This is a genomic window from Rhodoferax sp. GW822-FHT04A08 (assembly GCF_058801025.1).
Genome location: NZ_JBXAMW010000001.1, coordinates 812,467 through 830,385 on the forward strand (window position 1 = coordinate 812,467; position 17,919 = coordinate 830,385).

The following is a 17,919-nucleotide window of genomic DNA, read 5'->3' on the forward strand; positions in this document are numbered from 1 at the left end:
GGCCGGGCACAAGTCTTGCGAAAGTTTGTGATGCCGTCGGGGCACGTTACTTTTGCGTCACAAAGGCAAGGCAAAATCGGTGTTGCGCGAGGTTCGCCTCAGGAATCCCCTCAATGCAGTAATTACAAGTGATGTCATGAAAATTGCGATCGCAGGAACCGGCTACGTAGGCTTGAGCAATGCAGTGCTGCTGGCACAGCACAACGAGGTGGTCGCCATCGACATTGTGGCTGCCAAGGTGGACCTGCTGAACCAGAAGAAGAGCCCCATTGAGGACCGCGAGCTGGAAGACTACTTGGCGCACAAGCCTCTGAACTTCAAGGCAACCCTGGACAAGGTCGAGGCATACGCCGGTGCCATATATGTCATCGTGGCCACCCCCACCGATTACGACCCCGTCACCAACTACTTCAACACCCGTTCCATCGAGTCGGTGGTGAAGGACGTGATGGAGATCAATCCTTCGGCGGTCATTGTGATCAAGTCCACTGTTCCAGTGGGATACACCGCCAAATTGCGTGAGGAGACGGGTCACCCCAATATCATCTTCAGCCCGGAGTTCCTGCGCGAGGGCAGGGCGCTGTACGACAACTTGTACCCATCACGCATTGTGATTGGCGAGCGTTCCGAGCGGGCCAAGGCGTTTGCCGCGCTGCTTCAGCAGGGCGCCATCAAGCAGGATATCGATGTGGTGCTGACCGACAGCACCGAGGCCGAAGCCGTCAAGCTGTTCGCCAACACCTACCTGGCCATGCGCGTGGCCTACTTCAACGAACTGGACACCTATGCCGCCACCCATGGCCTAGACACCCGGCAGATCATCCAGGGCGTCTGCCTGGACCCGCGCATAGGCAGCCACTACAACAACCCAAGTTTCGGTTACGGCGGCTACTGCCTGCCCAAGGACACCAAGCAGTTGCTGGCCAATTACAACGAAGTGCCGCAAAATATCATGCGTGCCATTGTGGACAGCAACACCACCCGCAAGGACTTCTGCGCCTCGGACATCCTCCGGCGCAATCCCAAAGTTGTGGGCATCCACCGCCTGGTGATGAAGGCCGGTTCCGACAATTTCCGCTCCAGCAGCATCCAGGGCATCATGAAACGCATCAAGGCCAAGGGTGTGGAGGTGGTCGTCTACGAGCCAGCAATGAAGGAGGATGCCTTCTTCAACAGCCGCGTCGTGCGCGACCTGGAGGAGTTCAAGCAGGTATCGGACGTGATTGTGGCCAACCGCATGGCCGTAGAGCTCGGCGATGTCGCAGACAAGGTCTACACGCGGGATCTGTTCGGGCAGGACTGACCTGCCCGGTATCGTGAGGACGCCGGCGCCTCAATCCAGCGACGCCGACCAGCGGTCTCCCCAGTTCTTTTCCAGATCGCGACGGTCGCGCTTGGTGGGGCGCCCCTTTTCGATCGACAGCGCTGGTTCCGGACTGACGCGGCGCCTTTCCATTTCCTCTGCACGGCTTTGAATGCTCTCAGGCGTTTCCTCATAGAGCTGCTGTGCGACGGGTGCTGAACCGCGCTGGTCGGACACACCCTTGACCACGACGGTACGCGGAAACTTGGCCTGCACCAGCCGGACCGTGTCACCCACCCGGACTTCGCGGGACGCCTTGACATCGGCGCCATTGACCTGCACGCGGCCGGCATGCACTTCGTCGGTGGCCAGCGAGCGTGTCTTGTAGAAGCGCGCGGCCCAAAGCCACTTGTCGATGCGGACTTTTTCCATCAAAGCGGGGCCCTGGTTTGGGCCTAGCCCGTTGCGTCTTCAACTACCGGCACTTCCGGCGTCAGCACCGGACCGGTGCCGCTGAAGCGGTCCAGCAGCAGGTACAGAACCGGCGTGATGAACAGCGTAATGGCCTGGGAGAACACCAGTCCGCCCACCACCGCCAGACCCAGAGGCTGGCGCAGCTCGGCGCCAGCGCCCAGACCCAAGGCAATGGGCAACGCACCCATCAAGGCGGCCATGGTGGTCATTATGATGGGGCGAAAACGCATGACACAGGCTTCGCGGATGGCCTGGGCCGGTGTCATGCCATGGTGCCTTTGGGCATCCAGCGCAAAGTCAATCATCATGATGGCGTTCTTCTTCACGATGCCGATCAGCAGCACGATGCCGATGGTGGCAATCAGTGTCAGATCCTGCCCGAACAGCATCAGTGTTGCCAGCGCACCGACGGCAGCCGAGGGCAAGCCAGCCAGAATCGTGATGGGGTGAATGAAGCTCTCATACAGCACGCCCAGCAGCACGTAGATCACCAGCAACGCTGAGATGACCAGTATGGCCTGGCTGCCCTGCGAACTCTTGAACACTGCTGCATCGCCACCGTAGCTGGTGATGACGGAGGAGGGCATCTGTATGGCTGCTCGCGCAGCATCGATCTTGGCGGTGGCGTCGCCCAGAGCGGCGCCAGGCGCCAGATTGAAGGAAACGGTGACTGCCTGCAGTTGCCCCACGTGGTTGATGGAAGTCGGCCCCACACTGCGCTCCACCGTGGTAAACGCAGCCAACGGAACCAGCGTGCCGGTGGACGAACGCACGAAGATGCGGCTCAGGTCCCGTTCATCCTGCTTGGATTCCGGTGCCACTTCCATGATGACCTGGTAGCTGTCGGTCGGCAGATAGATGGTGGACACCTGGCGCTCACCAAAGGCACTGAACAGCGCGGTGCGAATCGCATCCACCGACACACCCAGCGCGTTGGCGCGGTCCCGGTCGATCTTGAGCTGCGCCTGCAGGCCACGCAATTGCGCATCGCTGGTGACGTCACGGAACAGGGGGTCATCCCGTAGCCTCTCCTGCAGCTTGGTGGCCCAGACATTCAGCTCGTCGGACTTCACGCTTTGCAGGATGTACTGGAACTGCGCTTTGCTGGGACGGCCTCCCAATTGCAGGTTTTGCACCGGGCGCATGAACACGTTGATGCCCGGCACCGCACGCAACTTCTTGCGCATGTTTTCAATCACCTGCTTCATGGGCAGCCGCTCGCCACGCGGCTTGAGCGTGATGAACATGCGGCCAGTGTTCAGCGCATTGATACCACCGATGAAGGAATTCACCGCGCCCACGTTCGGGTCATTGCGGAAGACTTCCGCAGCACGCTCCTGCAGGCGAATCATTTCGGGGAAAGACACATCTTCCGATGCTTCGGTAGAGACCTGGATCTGCCCAATGTCCTCCTCGGGGAAGAAGCCCTTGGGGATGATGGTGAAGAGCCAGGCGGTGGCGATAAAGGTCGCAGCACCCACCAGCAGGATGGTCTTGCGGTGCGACAGCGCCTTGTCCAGCAAGGCTGTGTAGCCCGCCAGTAGTTTGTCGAAGCCGATTTCAAACAGCTTGACCAGACCACCTGGCGGCTTCTTGTGGGCCTCATCCGTCAGGAACTTGCTGGCCAGCATGGGAACCAGCGTTAGTGACACAAAGGCTGACACGATGATGGCCAGCCCCACGACGACTGCGAACTCATGAAACAGCAGTCCAATCACCCCTGGCATGAAGAAGATCGGGATGAACACCGCAATCAGCGAAGTGGAAATGGAAATGATGGTGAAACCCACTTCGCGCCCGCCGCGCAAGGCGGCCTGAAAGGGTTCCTCGCCATTCTCCACGTGGCGGATGATGTTTTCCAGCACCACGATGGCATCATCCACTACGAGCCCCACGGCCAAGGTCAGCCCCAGCAACGAGATGTTGTCCAGGCTGTAGGACAGGCCCCACAGCAATGCCACGGCACCGACCAGGGACACGGGCAGGGACAGCGTCGGAATGACGGTGGCCACAAAGCGGCGCAGGAACAAAAAAATCACCAGCACCACCAACGCAATGGTGCCAATCAGTGTCAACGTCACGTCGTGCAAGGCCTCGCGCACCGACAGGGAACGGTCATTGATAGGCGTGAGCGACACGGACGCCGGCATCTGGCTTTGCAGGGAAGGCAGGGTGGCACGAATGGCATCAACCACCCGCACGGTGTTGGCTCCGGGCTGGCGCTGGATGGCCAGCGTAATGGAGTTTTCACCGTTGTACGTGGCAGAGCTTTTGAAGGTCTCCACGCTGTCTTCCACGTTGGCTACATCCTTGAGCCGGATCGGGTTGCCGTTGCGCACGCCGATGATCAGATTGGAGAAGGCTTGTGCATTCTCCAACTGCTTGTTGGCTTGCAGCACCAGCGTCTGCTTGTCACCTTCCAGCGTTCCGACAGGTGTGTTCACATTGGCCAGCCGCAAGGCGTTGCTCAGATCATCCAGACCCATGTTCACCGCGGTCAGGGCGTCGGGCTTGGCGCGCACGCGAATCGCGTAGCGCTTGGCGCCAAATACGTTCACCTGGGCCACGCCGTCCAGCGTGGAAAGGTTGGGGGAAATCAGGTGTTCCGCAAAGTCCTGCAGATCCGACGGCGCCATGGAGGGCGAGCGCATGGAAATCAGCAGCACGGGGGCGTCCGCCGGATTGACCTTGCGGTACGACGGCGTTTGCGTCATGTCCACCGGCAAAGAACGCTGGGCGCGCAACAGGGCCGCCTGCACGTCCACAGCCGCTGCGTCGATGTTGCGGCCTTCGTCAAATTCCAGTGTGAGCGAGGTGCTTCCCAGCAGACTGGTGGAGCTGATGGTCTTGAGTCCCGGAACGGTCTGGAATTGCTTCTCCAGAGGCAGCGCCACGGCGCTGGCCATGGTTTCCGGACTGGCACCCGGGAAATTGGCCGACACGTTGATCACAGGCGTGTCGTAGCTGGGCAACGCGGCGACCGGGATATTGCGGTACCCGATCACACCGGCCAGCACGATGGCCAGGTTCAGCAACACCGTCATGACCGGACGGCGTATGAACAGTTCCGACAGGTTCATGGTTTGTCAGCCCCGGACGCCTGGGATACGGCAGGTTTGGCCGCATCCGCGGCAGGGCTGGATGCTCCAGCCTTGGGCTGTTTGGCGCGCTCGACGATAGGGCTGTTGGGGCGCACGTTCTGCTTGCCATCCAACACGATTACATCGTCCGGTTTGATGCCAGTAACCGCTGCATTGCCGCCTTCGGCATAGACTACCTTGACGGGCTGCAGCCGGGCCTTGCCGTCTTCGACCACATACACAATGGTGCCGCGCGGGCCTTGCACGATGGCTGCCTGTGGAATCACCGTGGCATCGCTGAGACTGTTGACGGTCTGGGAGAGCTCCACAAAGGCACCGGGCCAGAGCTTGGCGTCCTTGTTGGGGAACACGGCCTTGGCCTGTAGCGTGCCTGAGCTGGCATTGATGTTGTTGTCAACGAACTGCAGCTTGCCCTTGAAGGTGCCGCCGCCGTCGGCCAGCTTGGCCGTCACGGGCGCGCCGCCACCCTTGAGCGCGGCCAGCGCGTCACCCAGATTGCGCTGCGGGATGCTGAAGGCCACGGCAATCGGGTCCAGTTGCGTAATCGTCACCAGGCTGGTGACGTTGGCCTGCACCAGACTGCCTTCTGACACATTGATGATGCCGACGCGGCCAGAGGTGGGCGCTGTGATGCGGTCGAAGGAGAGCGCTACCTTGGCTGCGTCCACTGCGGCCTGGTCTGCTCCCACCGTGGCCGTTGCGGACTCCATCACGGCCTGGGCCGTGTCCACTGAGCCTTGCGCAACAAAGTTCTGCGTGAAGAGTTGCTGCGCCCGATCAAACTGCCGCTTGGCGTCCGCCAGACTGGCCTGATCCTTGGCCAGTTGCGCCTTTGCCTTGGCCAGATTGGCTTCGTCCGTTCGGGAGTCCAGCGTGAACAGCAACTGGCCCGCCTTGACGAACTGTCCTTCGACAAAATGTACCTTGGCCACCGTGCTGGTAACCTGCGAGCGCAGATCCACACTGGTCAGCGGGGTCACACTGCCAGTGATTTGCAGGGTGACAGGCATGTCACGCTTTTGCGCTTTCACGGTGGTCACTGTGACCGGTGGCAGTGGAGCTGACGCGGCGGCGGCAGGGGCGCTGGCGCCGCTGGTCGCAGCCGGACTGCCGGAGCCAGCTCCCGCTGCAGTATCTGACTTGCCGGAGCAGGCTACGAATACGAAGCTGCACAGTGCACAGAGCGCAAAAAGCGCGTGGCGATTGATTTTTGTCATGGTCTGAAATGATAGGGCAGCTTTGTTGCACCGCACGGGCCTAGTTGAACTTCAGGCAAAGCTCAGGTAAATCCCGGTAAATCCTCAGTCGGTAGCGCCCATTGCCAATGCCGCATCGCGGCTGCGCTGCAGTGTGCGCGGGTCGGCCATCTCCAGTGTGTTCCAGCCCAGCAGGTGTGTCTGTGTCAGATTGCACAGCGCGGTGATCCACTCGGGGTCATCATTCAGGCAAGGGATGTAATGAAACTCCTTGCCACCCGAACGCAGAAAGGCTGCGCGCGCTTCGATGTTGATCTCTTCCAGCGTCTCCAGGCAATCGCTGGTAAAGCCTGGACAGATCACATCGACCCGTTTGGTGCCAGACTTGCCCAGCTCTATCAGCGTGGGTTCGGTATAGGGCTCAAGCCATTTGGCTCGGCCCAATCGAGATTGAAAAGTCACCATGAAGTGGTCCTTTTCCAGTCCCAGCCTTTGCGCCAGCAGGCGCGCCGTCTTGTAGCACTCGCAGTGGTAGGGATCGCCTAGGTGCAGGGTGCGCTCTGGCACGCCGTGAAAACTCATCACCAGTTTGTCGGGCACTCCGTTCTTGCGCCAGTAGCGCTCCACACTGGCAGCCAGCGCGCCGATGTAATCACTGTGGTCGTGGTAGTGCTTCACAAAGCGCAGCTCGGGCACGTTGCGGGTACGCTGCGCCCACTCGTACACGGCATCCTGCACGCTGGCCGTGGTGGTGGCCGAGTATTGTGGGTAGGCGGTGATCACCAGCACGCGGGTCACGCCGTCGGCCATCATGGCATCGAGTTCGCTCGCTATGGGGGTGCTGCCATAGCGCATGGCCCAGCGCACTTTGACGTAGTGGTTGCGCTGGCCCAGCCAGCCCTGCAACAGCTTGGCCTGCTTTTCCGTCCACACCTTCAGGGGGGAGCCTTCTTGCGTCCAGATGCTTGCATATTTGGCCGCAGACTTGGCCGGGCGAAAGCGCAGGATGATGCCGTGCAGGATCAGCATCCACAGCAGGCGCGGAATTTCCACCACGCGGCGGTCGCTCAGGAATTCGGCAAGATAACGGCGCACGGCTGCGGGAGTGGGTTCGTCGGGAGTGCCCAGGTTGCAATAGAGTACGGCGGTGCGGGCTGGCTGGCCGTGGGAGTAAGGGGGTTCCGGGTTGAAAGGCATGCGGTATTCTCCTGTATATGCTCGACATCTCACGCATCCAGGCGATTACCCTGGACCTGGACGACACTTTGTGGCCGATATGGCCCACCATTGCCCGGGCAGAAGAGCGTTTGCAGCAGTGGTTGCAGCCTCAAGCACCAGCGACTGCAGAGCTTTTTGCCAACGCGGATGCGCGTCAGAAACTGCGTGATCAGGTGCAGCTCCAATGGCCGCATTTGCAGCATGACCTGAGCCATATGCGCAGGGAAATGATCCGGTTGGGCCTGGGCAGCTGTGGCGAAGACCAGGATCTGGCCGAGTCTGCTTTCGAGATATTCTTTGCCGCGCGCAACGAGGTCAGCCTGTTTGATGACGCGCAGGTTGCCCTGCAGGCCTTGTCCGCGCGCTGGCCCGTGCTTGCCGTGTCCAACGGCAATGCCGACGTGCACCGCATAGGCATCGGCGGGTACTTCTGCGGCTCTGTCAGCGCCCGCGATGTGGGTGCCGCAAAGCCCGATGCGCGCATCTTCCAGGCCGCATGCGAAACCTTGGGGTTGGCGCCCCAAGCCATATTGCACGTGGGGGACGATGCCGCTTTGGATGTGTTGGGCGCGCTGGAGGTGGGTATGCAGGCCGCATGGGTTAATCGCAACGGGCACTTGTGGACGCACGACGCACAACCCCATGCCACGGTTGCCACCATGGCTGAACTCTGCACATTGCTGGCGCTATGACGATTGCGCCAAGCTAATGGGCGGGTGCCAGGGTGAGCGTTTCTTTTGCATGTGATTTCACATCGGCTGCGCTCAGATGCTGGTGCATATAGCCACCTTGCGTAAAGCGTTCCGCCTGATCGGCGTAATGGCTGTCAAAGGGCACGCCGCTCTGCCCCAGTGGGTTGATGACCAGAGACTTGTCCAGTGCACCAAAGTCAATCACGCGGCGCGTGGAGGGGCCGTAGGTGACAGTCCACGGCCCGGGCCCGGCCCGGTTGGTGAGGTTGTTGGGCGCTTCCTGCCCGCCGAGCACCGCAAAGGGCCCCACATTGAACAACCATCCAAATGGCTCTTGCGTGCCCATGGGGTGGATGTGGGTGATGGTGTGGGTACGCCCCCAGGACCATTCAACCAGATTGGTTCCGTAAAGCCCTTCCAGATGCTTGAGCGTGTTGGTCCAGGCCACGCGCACGGTTTCAAAGCGGCTTTCCTTTGCTGGTGACTTCACGTTGTCCCACCAGGGTGACTTGGCATCGGCCATCAGCAGCGGCAGGGCATGGTCCAGCAGCGTAGAGCCTGCCTCGGAACCCAGCAGGCTCTGGAACCGGGCCTCGCCGAGCTCATCCTCAAAAATCGCTTTGGCAAGGTCGTAGCGGAATTGGGTGAACAGCGTGGCTGCCACGCTGGTGCCGTCATAGCATCCATCCCACTTTTGCAGCGGCTCCATGAAGGCGCGCTGGTTGGGATCGCTGATGACCTGCTCCATCACCGGCAGCAAGGCGGAAAGCACCCGTTTGGGATAGCCACTGCAATTGTCCAACTGCAACAATGCCGCGCGGTCGGAAGCCCACTTGGGCTTGATGTCCTGCAATGCGTCGTCCAGCCGCTTGGCGCGGTCCGGCACCGGGTAGTGGCCGAACACGGGCACCACGCCGCCGGGCTGCTGGTTGGCAGAGACGATGTAGCCGCGCGCCGGGTTTTCTTCTTGCGGATTGAAGCTGAAGTTGTAGTAGCCCGGTTTCTCCGCCTCGCCCTTGGCAGCGTCCAGTATGAAAAGGGGGTTGACGCCTTCGGGGCGCTGCGGCAGTTTGGCCGCACCCCACCACGCGATGTCTCCGCTGGCGCTGGCCCACAGGACGTTGAGTCCAGGCGCGTGGATCTTCTTGGCAGCTTCGCGCGCTTTATCCAGCGTGTTGGCGCGGTTGAGTTCGTAGAAGGCTTGCAGGATCGGGTTCTCCGTCTCCAAGTAGGCCCACCACATGGCAATGGGCGTGGATCCCGGGTTGTTCTTGACGACATCAGTGACGATGGGGCCATGCGGCCCATGGCGCAGGCTGAGCGTGACGCTGGGCTGGCCTTTGACCTTGATGGTTTCACTGCGCGTTTGCAGGTCCACCCACTGGTCCTGGCTCCAGACCTGGTTGGGGTTGGCCGGGTTGGTCTTTTCGGCTATTAGGTCCATGTCGTCGTTTTCGAGCATGGTCAGACTCCAGCCGAACTCGGTGTTGTGCCCCAACAGGGCCAGCGGGTTCAGGGCCTGAAACTGGCCGTAGAGCTCAAAGTCCGGGGCGTGCAAGTGTGCCTCGTACCAGACGGCCGGAATCGAAAATCCGATGTGGGGGTCTCCTGCCAAAATCGGTTTGCCGCTGACGGTGCGTTTGCCGGAAATGACCCAGGCATTGCTCCCCTGAAAAGCACCCATTCCTGCCGCCTGCAGGGCGCCCCGACTGATGCTGGCTAGCTGGTTCAGGTGGTTCCAGTCGTCCGGCCCCAAGGCCAAGGCAGGGTGACTTTTGCGGCCGGGCGCTGCGGAAGCCAGGCTTTGCAGTCCGCCTTCCGGATGGCCGTCCACGTCAAACACGCTGAGGTATTGCGGGCCCAGCTTGTCACGGATGAACGTCATCAAAGGCGCATTCTGAAAGGCTGGTGCAAAGGTGTAGGCAAGGTAGCCGGTGACTGCCAGCACGTCTTCCGCAGCAAAGGGGCGCTTGGGAATGCCGATGAGGTCAAACTCCATGGGCGCAGGATGGGTGGCCTGAAACTGGTTGACACCGTCCAGATAGGCGGTGATGGCTTGGCCGACGGGACTGTTCATGTCCAAGTTGGCAAGGGTCGCCTTGGCATGTTCGCGTAGACCCAGGGTACGGAACAGCTTGTCGGAGTCCAGCAATGCGGGGCCCAGCACTTCGGCAAGTTCCCCGTTGGCGGCTCGCCGCACCAGCTCCATTTGAAACAGACGGTCCTGGGCGTGCACATAGCCCAGAGCGCGGTAGAGGTCAGCCTGGTTGCCTGCCTCGATGTGGGGGATGCCACGTTCGTCGTATTGAACGGTCACCGCAGAGGTCAGGTGCTGCAGGGTGACATTGCCACTGCGCACCGGCAGCTTGGTATGCACATACCAGAGCCCTCCCAGGCCCACAACCAGCAGGCCCAAAGCGATACAGACAGCGACCACGATGGCAATTTTCTTCATGTGTCCTTCCTGTTATGTTGGCAGGCAGTCTAGCGTGCTCCTGGGGCGCTAGATAAAGAGTCTGCGGCGGCCAAGCCGCTGCGCACGGCGCCCTCCAGCGTGGCCGGGTAGGGGCCTTGCACATAGTCGCCACAAACCAGCAGACCGGGCGCGATGGTCTGGGGTGGTCGCACAAGGCCAGGAGTGCAGGCAAATGTGGCCCGTTTCTCCACAATGGTTTGCACGACCTGCAGTGGCCGGTTTTGAAGCCAGGGAGCAAGCTGTTGTTGTGCCTGCCGCACAACGTCTTGCTGCAGGCTGCTGCGTTCACCATCGCTGGCGCTGACCACAAAGGCCAGCAGACCGGCTGGGCCTCCCAGTTGTCCGCGATCAAATACAAATTGCGCGGGCACTTGTCGGCCGCTGTGCAATGCCAGCATGGGTTGCGGCAATCGGATCTGAGCCCCTTGCGCATACACGGTGGTGATGGCTTCGAACTGCAGCTGCTGCGCAACGCCTACCCATGACTGAATGGCCGACTGCGTAGCTGCGTCTGCGACCGTACCTGTAAGCACCTGGCTGGCGGCGGAAGAGGAACAGGCGCACAGTACGGCATCGAAAGCCTCGCCATCCACCAACCACTGCGCTGTGCGCTCCAGACGTTGCACCCGTTGGCCCAGGCGCAAGGTTGCGCCGCGGTTTTGCAGCCATTGGGTCGCTGCGAGGGGAAAGAGGGCGGACAAGTCAACGCGGGGCAGCAGCAGGTTGGACCCGCCTTTGCCGCCCAGCAGGGAGTCTTTCAGCACCCGCAAGAACACCTTGGCGCTGGCCCGGTCTGCCGGTGTGTTGAGCGCCGACACGCACAAGGGCTCCACCAGCGTCTGCATGACACGCGCGGACAGGTCTGTGCAAAGGCCTGCTACTGACAATTCCTCGGCGCAATGAAATCCATTGATTTGCCAGCGAAGGGCATGGCGCAACAGCGACCATTTGTCTGCCCACGCCCAGCCTTTGGCTTGCAGCACGCCAGCCAGAACGTCCAGTGGCACCGGCCAGTCCGGCAGTTGCAGGCCTTGCCCATCGGGGAATTGCAGGCATAAGGGCAGTCGCAGCAGAGCCGTGTTTGGGTCCACGCCAACGGTACGCATCAGCTCCAGGGTTTCGGTATAGGCGCCTATGAGTATGTGTTGGCCGTTGTCCAGCGTCCGTTCGGTTCCGTCCGGCAGGGTGCTGGGGACTGCGCGGGCGCGGCCACCCCATTGGCGGGATGCCTCAAACAAAGTGACGTGGTGTCCGTTTTGGCTGGCCTGCACGGCTGCAGCCAGTCCCGCCCAACCGCCGCCGATGACGGCAATCCGCTGTGCGCTCACATTTTTCCCAGTGCCTGCACTCTCCAGGCCAGCCAGAGCTTGCGCAAGGGGGTGAGCTTGATGCGTTGGTGCAGAACCTGGAAGTTGTCGGCCTCGATTTCACGCAGCAGGGTGCGGTAGATGCTGGCCATCATCAGCCCAGGCTTTTGCGCGCGGCGGTCCTGTGCGGGCAAGAGCTGCAGGGCCTGCTCATAGAGGCCATGGGCGCGTTCGGCCTGGAAGCGCATCAGCGCGGTAAAACGGTCCGAATAGGTGCGCTTGAGGATTTCATGGGCCTTGACGTCAAAGCGCTGCAGTTCATTGACCGGCAGATAAATGCGTCCGCGCAGGGCGTCTTCACCGACATCGCGAATGATGTTGGTCAGCTGCAATGCTTGGCCCAGCGTGTGGGCATATTCCGTGGTGGCCGGATCGGTCTGCCCGAAGATGCGCGCCGCTACCTCGCCCACGACGCCCGCCACCAGATGACAGTAGCGTTGCAGGTTGGGGTAGTCCAGGTAGCGGGTCTGCTCCAGATCCATCTGGCAGCCGTCAATCACGTCGGTCAGGTGCCGCGCCTCGATCGCATAGGGGGCAGCATGGGGCATCAGCGCTTTCATTACCGGGTGGCTGGGCTTGCCGGCAAAGGCCTGGGCCACTTCACTCTTCCACCAAGCCAGCTTGGTGGCGGCGACGCCAGCGTCGGTCATTTCATCCACGACATCATCCACTTCACGGCAGAAAGCGTAGAAGGCGGTGATGGCGGCGCGGCGCGGTGCGGGCAGAAAGAGAAAGGCGTAATAGAAACTGCTACCGGATGCGACGGCTTTTTGCTGGACATATTGTTCAGGGGTCATGCCTTGATTGTCCCATCCGCGGATTGCATGGCGTTTACATCCAGAGGGCACGCCACACGAGCAGGGCGTAGTCCCAGGGGCGCAGGGTGGGGCGCGCAGTGAGCGTGCTGTACTTCAGTGCTTCTATCTTGTCCAGGATGCGCAGCCCTCCCTGGGCCACCAGGCGCAGCTCCCATCCTGCCCGCCCGCCAACAGCATGCACCAGCGGAATCCCTTGTAGCATCAGGGCGCGGGCTTCCTGCACACATTGCGCAATCATGCGGGTGATGGCGGGCGTCTGGCGCAGCGCAAGGAGGTCGGTGTCCAGCACACCATGCGCGTCCTTGGCGGACTGCGTGAAGTAGAAACGCCCACGTGGAATATCCACGCTGGGGTCCTGCCAGAAATTGATGAGTTGCAGCGCGCTGCAGATGGCGTCGCTTTGCTGCAAGGATTCGGCAGCGTCCACGCCGTAGAGGTGCAGCAGCAGGCGTCCAACCGGGTTGGCCGAGCGGCGGCAGTAATCGAGCAGCTCGGCGTTGTCGCCGTATCCGGCCCGGTCTCGGGTCTTCTCTATGTCCTGCACAAAAGCGTCGAGCAGGTCGTGCAGGTAAGGCACTGGTAGATTGTGTTGCGCGATTGCTTTTTTCAGGGCCAAAAACACGCCGCTCCAGCGCGGGTCCAACGTGGCGACCGTGTCCGGTTGGGATATCGTCTGAAGCTGTTCGCGGTAGGTTTGTAGCGTGTGCAGGCGCTCAGCTGCCGAGTCATTTCCCTCATCGGCAATGTCATCCGCGGTGCGGGCAAAGTGGTAGATGGCGGCCACCGGCGCGCGCAGGTGGGGTGGGCACAGCAGCGATGCAACCGGAAAGTTTTCGTAGTGATCGATGGAGGTGCTGGGCATGCGGTGATTTTGCCTTGTCGCTTGACAGCCTCAATCGCATCCTTTAAATTAATAACCCGTTGGTCAGTAAAATGCCTTGCTTGCCAACATCTCTCCAATTTTCCGGGTCACACATATGTCTCTCACGCCTTACCGTATTGGCTTGCTGCTTGTATCAGCTGTCTTTGCGTTGTCCGCCTGTTCCAAGCCAGAACCGAAAGAGGAACCGCTGCGAGCGGTGAAAGTCATGACGGTGGGAGAGAGCTCGCTACTCTCCAGCGTGGAGTATTCGGGTGAAGTGCGCTCCCGTGTCGAATCGCAATTGGGCTTTCGCGTAGGCGGCAAGATCATCCGCCGGGCAGTCGAGCTGGGCCAACACGTCAAGGCGGGTCAGGTTCTGGCGCAACTCGACGCACAGGATCTCAAGCTCTCGCTGGACGCCGCGCGTGCACAACTGGCCTCTGCCGCCACCAATCGGGATCTCGCTGCGGCGGATTTCAAGCGCTACAAGGAGCTGCGTGAGCAGAACTTCATCAGCAGCGCAGAACTGGAGCGGCGTGAGACTACGCTCAAGAGTGCGCAAGCACAGTGGGATCAGGCGCAGGCGCAAATGACTGGGCAGGGCAATCAGGCGGGGTATGCCGTGCTGGTGGCAGATGCATCGGGCGTGGTGACTTCGGTGGACGCCGAAGTGGGGCAGGTTGTGGCTGCCGGCACACCGGTGATTCGAATCGCGCAGGACGGTCCGCGGGATGTGGTGTTTTCCGTGCCGGAAGACAAGGTGCGCGCTGTCAGCGTGGGCTCGACTGCCAAGGTGCGACTCTGGCCGGGCAACACGGTATTGCCCGGAACCGTACGCGAAGTGGCGGCCAGCGCAGACCCTGTCACGCGTACTTACCTGGTCAAGGTGGCGCTCGATGGCAAACCGGATGTTCAACTGGGCGCTACGGTGGCCGTGACGGCTGCGGCCTTTGAGCATGGCGACGCATCGGTCGTCAAGGTGCCTACCAGCGCCTTGCTCAAAGACGGGAACCAGTCAGCAGTGTGGGTGCTGGACACGGCCACCATGACGGTGCGGCTGAATCCTGTGGGCATTGCCACGGCGGATGGAAATGACGTGGTGATCAGCAGCGGATTGCAGCCAGGTGCCAAAGTGGTCGTGGCAGGCGTGCACGTGCTTGCCCCAGGACAGAAGGTCATGCTGTACCAGCCACGTCAGCAAGAGGCCAACGCAGTTGTAACTCCTGCAGCTGCGAAGTGAGCCGTCCATGAAACAGGATCAGCCTTCCACCGGATTCAACCTTTCCCGCTGGGCCATTGAGCATGGCCCCCTGACGCGCTACCTGATGGTGGTGCTGATGGTCTTGGGCATTGCGGCCTATTTCCAGCTCGGCCAGGACGAGGATCCGCCGTTTACCTTTCGCGCCATGGTGGTGCAAACCTACTGGCCAGGAGCCACGGCGCAGCAGATGGCCGAGCAGGTCACCGACAAGCTGGAAAAAACGCTGCAGGAAGTACCCTACGCCGACAAGATTCACAGCTACTCCAAGCCCGGCTTGTCGCAAATCACGCTGGAACTCAAGGACTCCTCCAAGCCCTCGGAGGTCTCCAACGTCTGGTACACGGTGCGCAAGAAGATTGGTGACATGCGCAATACCTTGCCGCAGGGCGTGCAGGGGCCTTTCTTCAACGATGACTTTGGCGACGTGTATGGGGTGATCTACGCGCTGGAGGCCGATGGCTTCAATTACGCCGAACTGAAAACCTTTGCTGACGAGGCGCGGCTGGAGCTGCTGCGTGTGCGCGACGTGGCCAAGGTGCAGATGTTTGGCGACCAGGACGAGAAGCTATTTGTAGAGATATCGCAAAAGCGCGCGGCGCAGATGGGCCTGGATATGAACCAGGTGCTGTCCCAGCTCAGCCAGCAGAATGCGGTGGAAAGTGCCGGCGCGGTGCAGACGCCGCTGGACGTGGTGCAGGTGCGCGTGGGGGGGCAATTCAAGTCGCTGGACGAGTTGCGCGCTATGCCGATACGCGGGGCCTCAGGTAAGCAATTCCGTCTGGGCGACATTGCCGAAATCACTCAGGCCTATATCGATCCGCCCAGCGTGAAGGTGCATCACCAGGGCAAGGAAGTCATCGCGCTGGGCGTGTCCATGGCCAAGGGTGGCGACATCATTGCTCTGGGCAAATCGCTCAAGGTTTCCTTTGACAAGATTGCCAAGGCCCTGCCGGCAGGGGTGCAACTGGTGCAGATCCAGGACCAGCCACGCGCGGTGTCGGACTCGGTGGGCGAGTTTGTGCGTACGCTTATAGAGGCGGTGGTCATCGTGTTGGCGGTGAGCTTCCTGGCTCTGGGAACCCACAAACATCCCGGACAAAACCCTTGGTGGCGCAAGTACTACCTGGACTTTCGTCCTGGCTTGGTAGTGGGCATCACGATTCCGTTGGTGTTGGCAGTCACCTTCCTGGCCATGGACTACTTTGGCATCGGCCTGCACAAGATTTCGCTGGGCTCGCTGATCATCGCACTGGGACTGCTGGTGGATGACGCCATCATTTCGGTGGAAATGATGGTGCGCAAGATGGAAGAGGGCTACGACAAGGTACGTGCGGCCACTTTTGCCTATGAAGTGACTGCCATGCCCATGCTGACGGGAACGCTGATTACGGCGGCGGGTTTTCTGCCCATCGGCATAGCCAAGTCGGTGACGGGTGAGTACACCTTTGCCATTTTTGCCGTGACGGTGATTGCGCTGGTCCTGAGCTGGATTGTGTCGGTCTACTTTGTGCCTTATCTGGGAACTGTTCTGCTCAAGATCAAACCCAACCAGTTCCACCCACAGGATCCTCGCCACGACGCGCCCCACGAGCACTTTGATACGCCTTTCTACATGGCCTTTAGGCGTGTGCTGAATGCCTGCCTGACCCACCGCTGGCTCACGATTGGCGCTGCAGTGCTGGTGTTTGCCTTGGGTATCGTGGGTATGGGCAAGGTGCAGCAGCAGTTTTTCCCGGACTCGGCACGCCCGGAAATTCTGGTGGACGCTTGGCTCCCAGAGGGGGCAGCTTACGCCGCCAATGAAGAGGTGGCCAAGAGAATCGAGTCGCGCTTGATGGGTGTGGAAGGCATCAGCACGGTATCCACCTGGATCGGCTCCGGCGTGCCCCGTTTCTATTTGCCGCTGAATCAGATCTTTCCGCAGACCAATGTGTCGCAATTCATGATCGTCTCCAAGGATCTGAAGAGCCGTTCGCGTTTGCTGTCGCTATTACCCGGGCTGATGGCTCAGGAGTTTCCGGAGGTGAGGGCACGGATCCAGTTGCTGCCCAATGGCCCGCCGGTGGAGTACCCAGTGCAGTTCCGGGTGGAAGGACCGGACCCGATCGCCTTGAGAGCTTATGCCGACACGGTCAAGGCGGCCATGCGTGCCAGCCCGAACACGCGCGGCGTAAACGACAACTGGCACGAGTCCATCAAGGCACTCCACATGGAAGTGGACCAGGCCAAGGCGCGCGCGCTGGGTGTGACCAGCCAGTCGATTGCCCAGTCGGCCAGGACCATATTGGCGGGCACCACCATTGGCCAATACCAGGAGGACGACAAGCTGATCGACATCGTGTTGCGTCAACCGCTAGAGGAGCGCAACGCCATAACCGACATTGGCAATGCGTACCTGCCCACCACTTCAGGCAAGTCGATTCCGTTGACCCAGATCGCCAAGCCCGTCTTTGCCTGGGAGCCCGGGGTCCTGTGGCGGGAGAACCGCGACTATGCGATCACCGTGCAGTGCGACGTGGTGAGCGGGCTGCAAGGTGCCACGGTAACTGCGGAGCTATTGCCCAAGCTCAAGGAACTCAGCGCCAAATGGCCGCCTGGTTATCACTTGGCGGTGGCTGGTTCGGTCGAAAAAAGCTCGGAAGGGTCTTCCTCGATTGCCGCTGGCATTCCCATCATGCTGTTCATCACCTTCACATTGCTGATGTTGCAACTGCACAGCTTCAGCCGCGCCATGCTGGTCTTTCTGACCGGGCCTTTCGGCATTTCGGGCGTGGCCGCTGCACTGCTGCTGTTTGACCGGCCGTTTGGTTTTGTGGCGTTGCTGGGGGTGATCGCCTTGATGGGCATGATCCAGCGTAACTCCGTCATCCTGATCGATCAGATCGAACAGGACCGGGCGGCTGGGGTCATGGCCTGGGACGCGATTGTGGAGTCTGCCGTGCGCAGGCTGCGCCCCATCGTGCTGACCGCTGCTGCGGCGGTACTGGCAATGATTCCTTTGTCCCGCTCGGTTTTTTGGGGACCAATGGCCGTGGCCATCATGGGCGGATTGATCGTGGCTACCGTGCTGACACTGCTGGCTTTGCCTGCCATGTATGCTGCTTGGTTCCGGATTCGAAAGGACACTCCCGCGGCAGGTTAAACTCGCAGG

The 17,919-nt window shown here is 60.9% G+C and carries 12 protein-coding genes; 4 read left to right on the forward strand and 8 right to left on the reverse strand.

Annotated features, from left to right (window positions below; translation table 11 throughout):
• Nucleotides 1–136: 136 nt before the first annotated feature.
• Nucleotides 137–1,303: a nucleotide sugar dehydrogenase gene (locus tag AC1RMF_RS03820; RefSeq protein WP_493139653.1), complete on the forward strand. Its 1,167-nt coding sequence runs from the start codon at nucleotides 137–139 to the stop codon at nucleotides 1,301–1,303.
• Between the two features lie 30 nt (nucleotides 1,304–1,333).
• On the opposite strand, the gene AC1RMF_RS03825 is transcribed toward AC1RMF_RS03820, so the two are convergent.
• The 4 genes from AC1RMF_RS03825 to hemH all read right to left on the reverse strand — a co-directional run bounded on the left by AC1RMF_RS03825 (nucleotide 1,334) and on the right by hemH (nucleotide 7,271).
• Nucleotides 1,334–1,735: an RNA-binding S4 domain-containing protein gene (locus AC1RMF_RS03825; RefSeq protein ID WP_493139933.1), complete on the reverse strand. Its 402-nt coding sequence runs from the start codon at nucleotides 1,733–1,735 to the stop codon at nucleotides 1,334–1,336.
• A gap of 23 nt (nucleotides 1,736–1,758) precedes the next feature.
• The gene (locus AC1RMF_RS03830) at nucleotides 1,759–4,857 is read right to left on the reverse strand and encodes an efflux RND transporter permease subunit (protein WP_493139655.1); all 3,099 of its coding nucleotides are present in this window, start codon (nucleotides 4,855–4,857) and stop codon (nucleotides 1,759–1,761) included.
• Nucleotides 4,854–6,095 (reverse strand): efflux RND transporter periplasmic adaptor subunit, encoded by a 1,242-nt coding sequence (locus tag AC1RMF_RS03835; protein WP_493139657.1) that lies wholly within the window; start codon nucleotides 6,093–6,095, stop codon nucleotides 4,854–4,856. Before AC1RMF_RS03835 ends, AC1RMF_RS03830 begins: the two co-directional genes overlap by 4 nt.
• Nucleotides 6,096–6,179: 84 nt before the next feature.
• On the reverse strand, nucleotides 6,180–7,271 hold the full coding sequence (gene hemH, locus AC1RMF_RS03840) for a ferrochelatase (protein WP_493139659.1): 1,092 nt from the start codon (nucleotides 7,269–7,271) through the stop codon (nucleotides 6,180–6,182).
• Between the two features lie 17 nt (nucleotides 7,272–7,288).
• Here hemH and AC1RMF_RS03845 point away from each other — a divergent pair, with 17 nt between their 5' ends.
• A complete protein-coding gene (locus tag AC1RMF_RS03845; protein ID WP_493139661.1) occupies nucleotides 7,289–7,984 on the forward strand; it encodes an HAD family hydrolase in 696 nt (231 codons plus the stop codon).
• Between the two features lie 13 nt (nucleotides 7,985–7,997).
• Here AC1RMF_RS03845 and AC1RMF_RS03850 read toward each other — a convergent pair whose 3' ends face one another.
• Genes AC1RMF_RS03850 through hpnC form a run of 4 tightly spaced genes read right to left on the reverse strand, consistent with a single transcriptional unit; the run spans nucleotide 7,998 to nucleotide 13,507 of the window.
• The gene (locus tag AC1RMF_RS03850; RefSeq protein ID WP_493139663.1) at nucleotides 7,998–10,439 is read right to left on the reverse strand and encodes a penicillin acylase family protein; all 2,442 of its coding nucleotides are present in this window, start codon (nucleotides 10,437–10,439) and stop codon (nucleotides 7,998–8,000) included.
• Nucleotides 10,440–10,468: 29 nt separating this feature from the next.
• Nucleotides 10,469–11,788 carry a hydroxysqualene dehydroxylase HpnE gene (gene hpnE, locus AC1RMF_RS03855; RefSeq protein ID WP_493139665.1) on the reverse strand — a complete coding sequence of 440 codons (1,320 nt, stop codon included), beginning with the start codon at nucleotides 11,786–11,788 and terminating at the stop codon, nucleotides 10,469–10,471.
• Nucleotides 11,785–12,624: a presqualene diphosphate synthase HpnD gene (gene hpnD / locus AC1RMF_RS03860; protein ID WP_493139667.1), complete on the reverse strand. Its 840-nt coding sequence runs from the start codon at nucleotides 12,622–12,624 to the stop codon at nucleotides 11,785–11,787. Before hpnD ends, hpnE begins: the two co-directional genes overlap by 4 nt.
• A gap of 34 nt (nucleotides 12,625–12,658) precedes the next feature.
• A complete protein-coding gene (hpnC, locus tag AC1RMF_RS03865) occupies nucleotides 12,659–13,507 on the reverse strand; it encodes a squalene synthase HpnC (RefSeq protein WP_493139669.1) in 849 nt (282 codons plus the stop codon).
• Between the two features lie 115 nt (nucleotides 13,508–13,622).
• Between hpnC and AC1RMF_RS03870 the strand changes: the two genes are divergently transcribed.
• Both AC1RMF_RS03870 and AC1RMF_RS03875 read left to right on the forward strand, forming a co-directional pair.
• Complete coding sequence (locus AC1RMF_RS03870) at nucleotides 13,623–14,747, forward strand: efflux RND transporter periplasmic adaptor subunit (protein WP_493139671.1); 1,125 nt, start codon at nucleotides 13,623–13,625, stop codon at nucleotides 14,745–14,747.
• A 7-nt stretch (nucleotides 14,748–14,754) separates the two neighbouring features.
• Nucleotides 14,755–17,910 carry an efflux RND transporter permease subunit gene (locus AC1RMF_RS03875; RefSeq protein ID WP_493139673.1) on the forward strand — a complete coding sequence of 1,052 codons (3,156 nt, stop codon included), beginning with the start codon at nucleotides 14,755–14,757 and terminating at the stop codon, nucleotides 17,908–17,910.
• Nucleotides 17,911–17,919 lie beyond the last annotated feature (9 nt).

Excerpts from the sequence above, each read along its gene's own strand:
- AC1RMF_RS03820 (WP_493139653.1), top strand. The coding sequence starts at position 137 with ATGAAAATTGCGATCGCAGGAACCGGCTACGTAGGCTTGAGCAATGCA.
- AC1RMF_RS03825 (WP_493139933.1), bottom strand. The coding sequence starts at position 1,735 with ATGGAAAAAGTCCGCATCGACAAGTGGCTTTGGGCCGCGCGCTTCTAC.
- AC1RMF_RS03830 (WP_493139655.1), bottom strand. The coding sequence starts at position 4,857 with ATGAACCTGTCGGAACTGTTCATACGCCGTCCGGTCATGACGGTGTTG.
- AC1RMF_RS03835 (WP_493139657.1), bottom strand. The coding sequence starts at position 6,095 with ATGACAAAAATCAATCGCCACGCGCTTTTTGCGCTCTGTGCACTGTGC.
- hemH (WP_493139659.1), bottom strand. The coding sequence starts at position 7,271 with ATGCCTTTCAACCCGGAACCCCCTTACTCCCACGGCCAGCCAGCCCGC.
- AC1RMF_RS03845 (WP_493139661.1), top strand. The coding sequence starts at position 7,289 with ATGCTCGACATCTCACGCATCCAGGCGATTACCCTGGACCTGGACGAC.
- AC1RMF_RS03850 (WP_493139663.1), bottom strand. The coding sequence starts at position 10,439 with ATGAAGAAAATTGCCATCGTGGTCGCTGTCTGTATCGCTTTGGGCCTG.
- hpnD (WP_493139667.1), bottom strand. The coding sequence starts at position 12,624 with ATGACCCCTGAACAATATGTCCAGCAAAAAGCCGTCGCATCCGGTAGC.
- hpnC (WP_493139669.1), bottom strand. The coding sequence starts at position 13,507 with ATGCCCAGCACCTCCATCGATCACTACGAAAACTTTCCGGTTGCATCG.
- AC1RMF_RS03870 (WP_493139671.1), top strand. The coding sequence starts at position 13,623 with ATGTCTCTCACGCCTTACCGTATTGGCTTGCTGCTTGTATCAGCTGTC.
- AC1RMF_RS03875 (WP_493139673.1), top strand. The coding sequence starts at position 14,755 with ATGAAACAGGATCAGCCTTCCACCGGATTCAACCTTTCCCGCTGGGCC.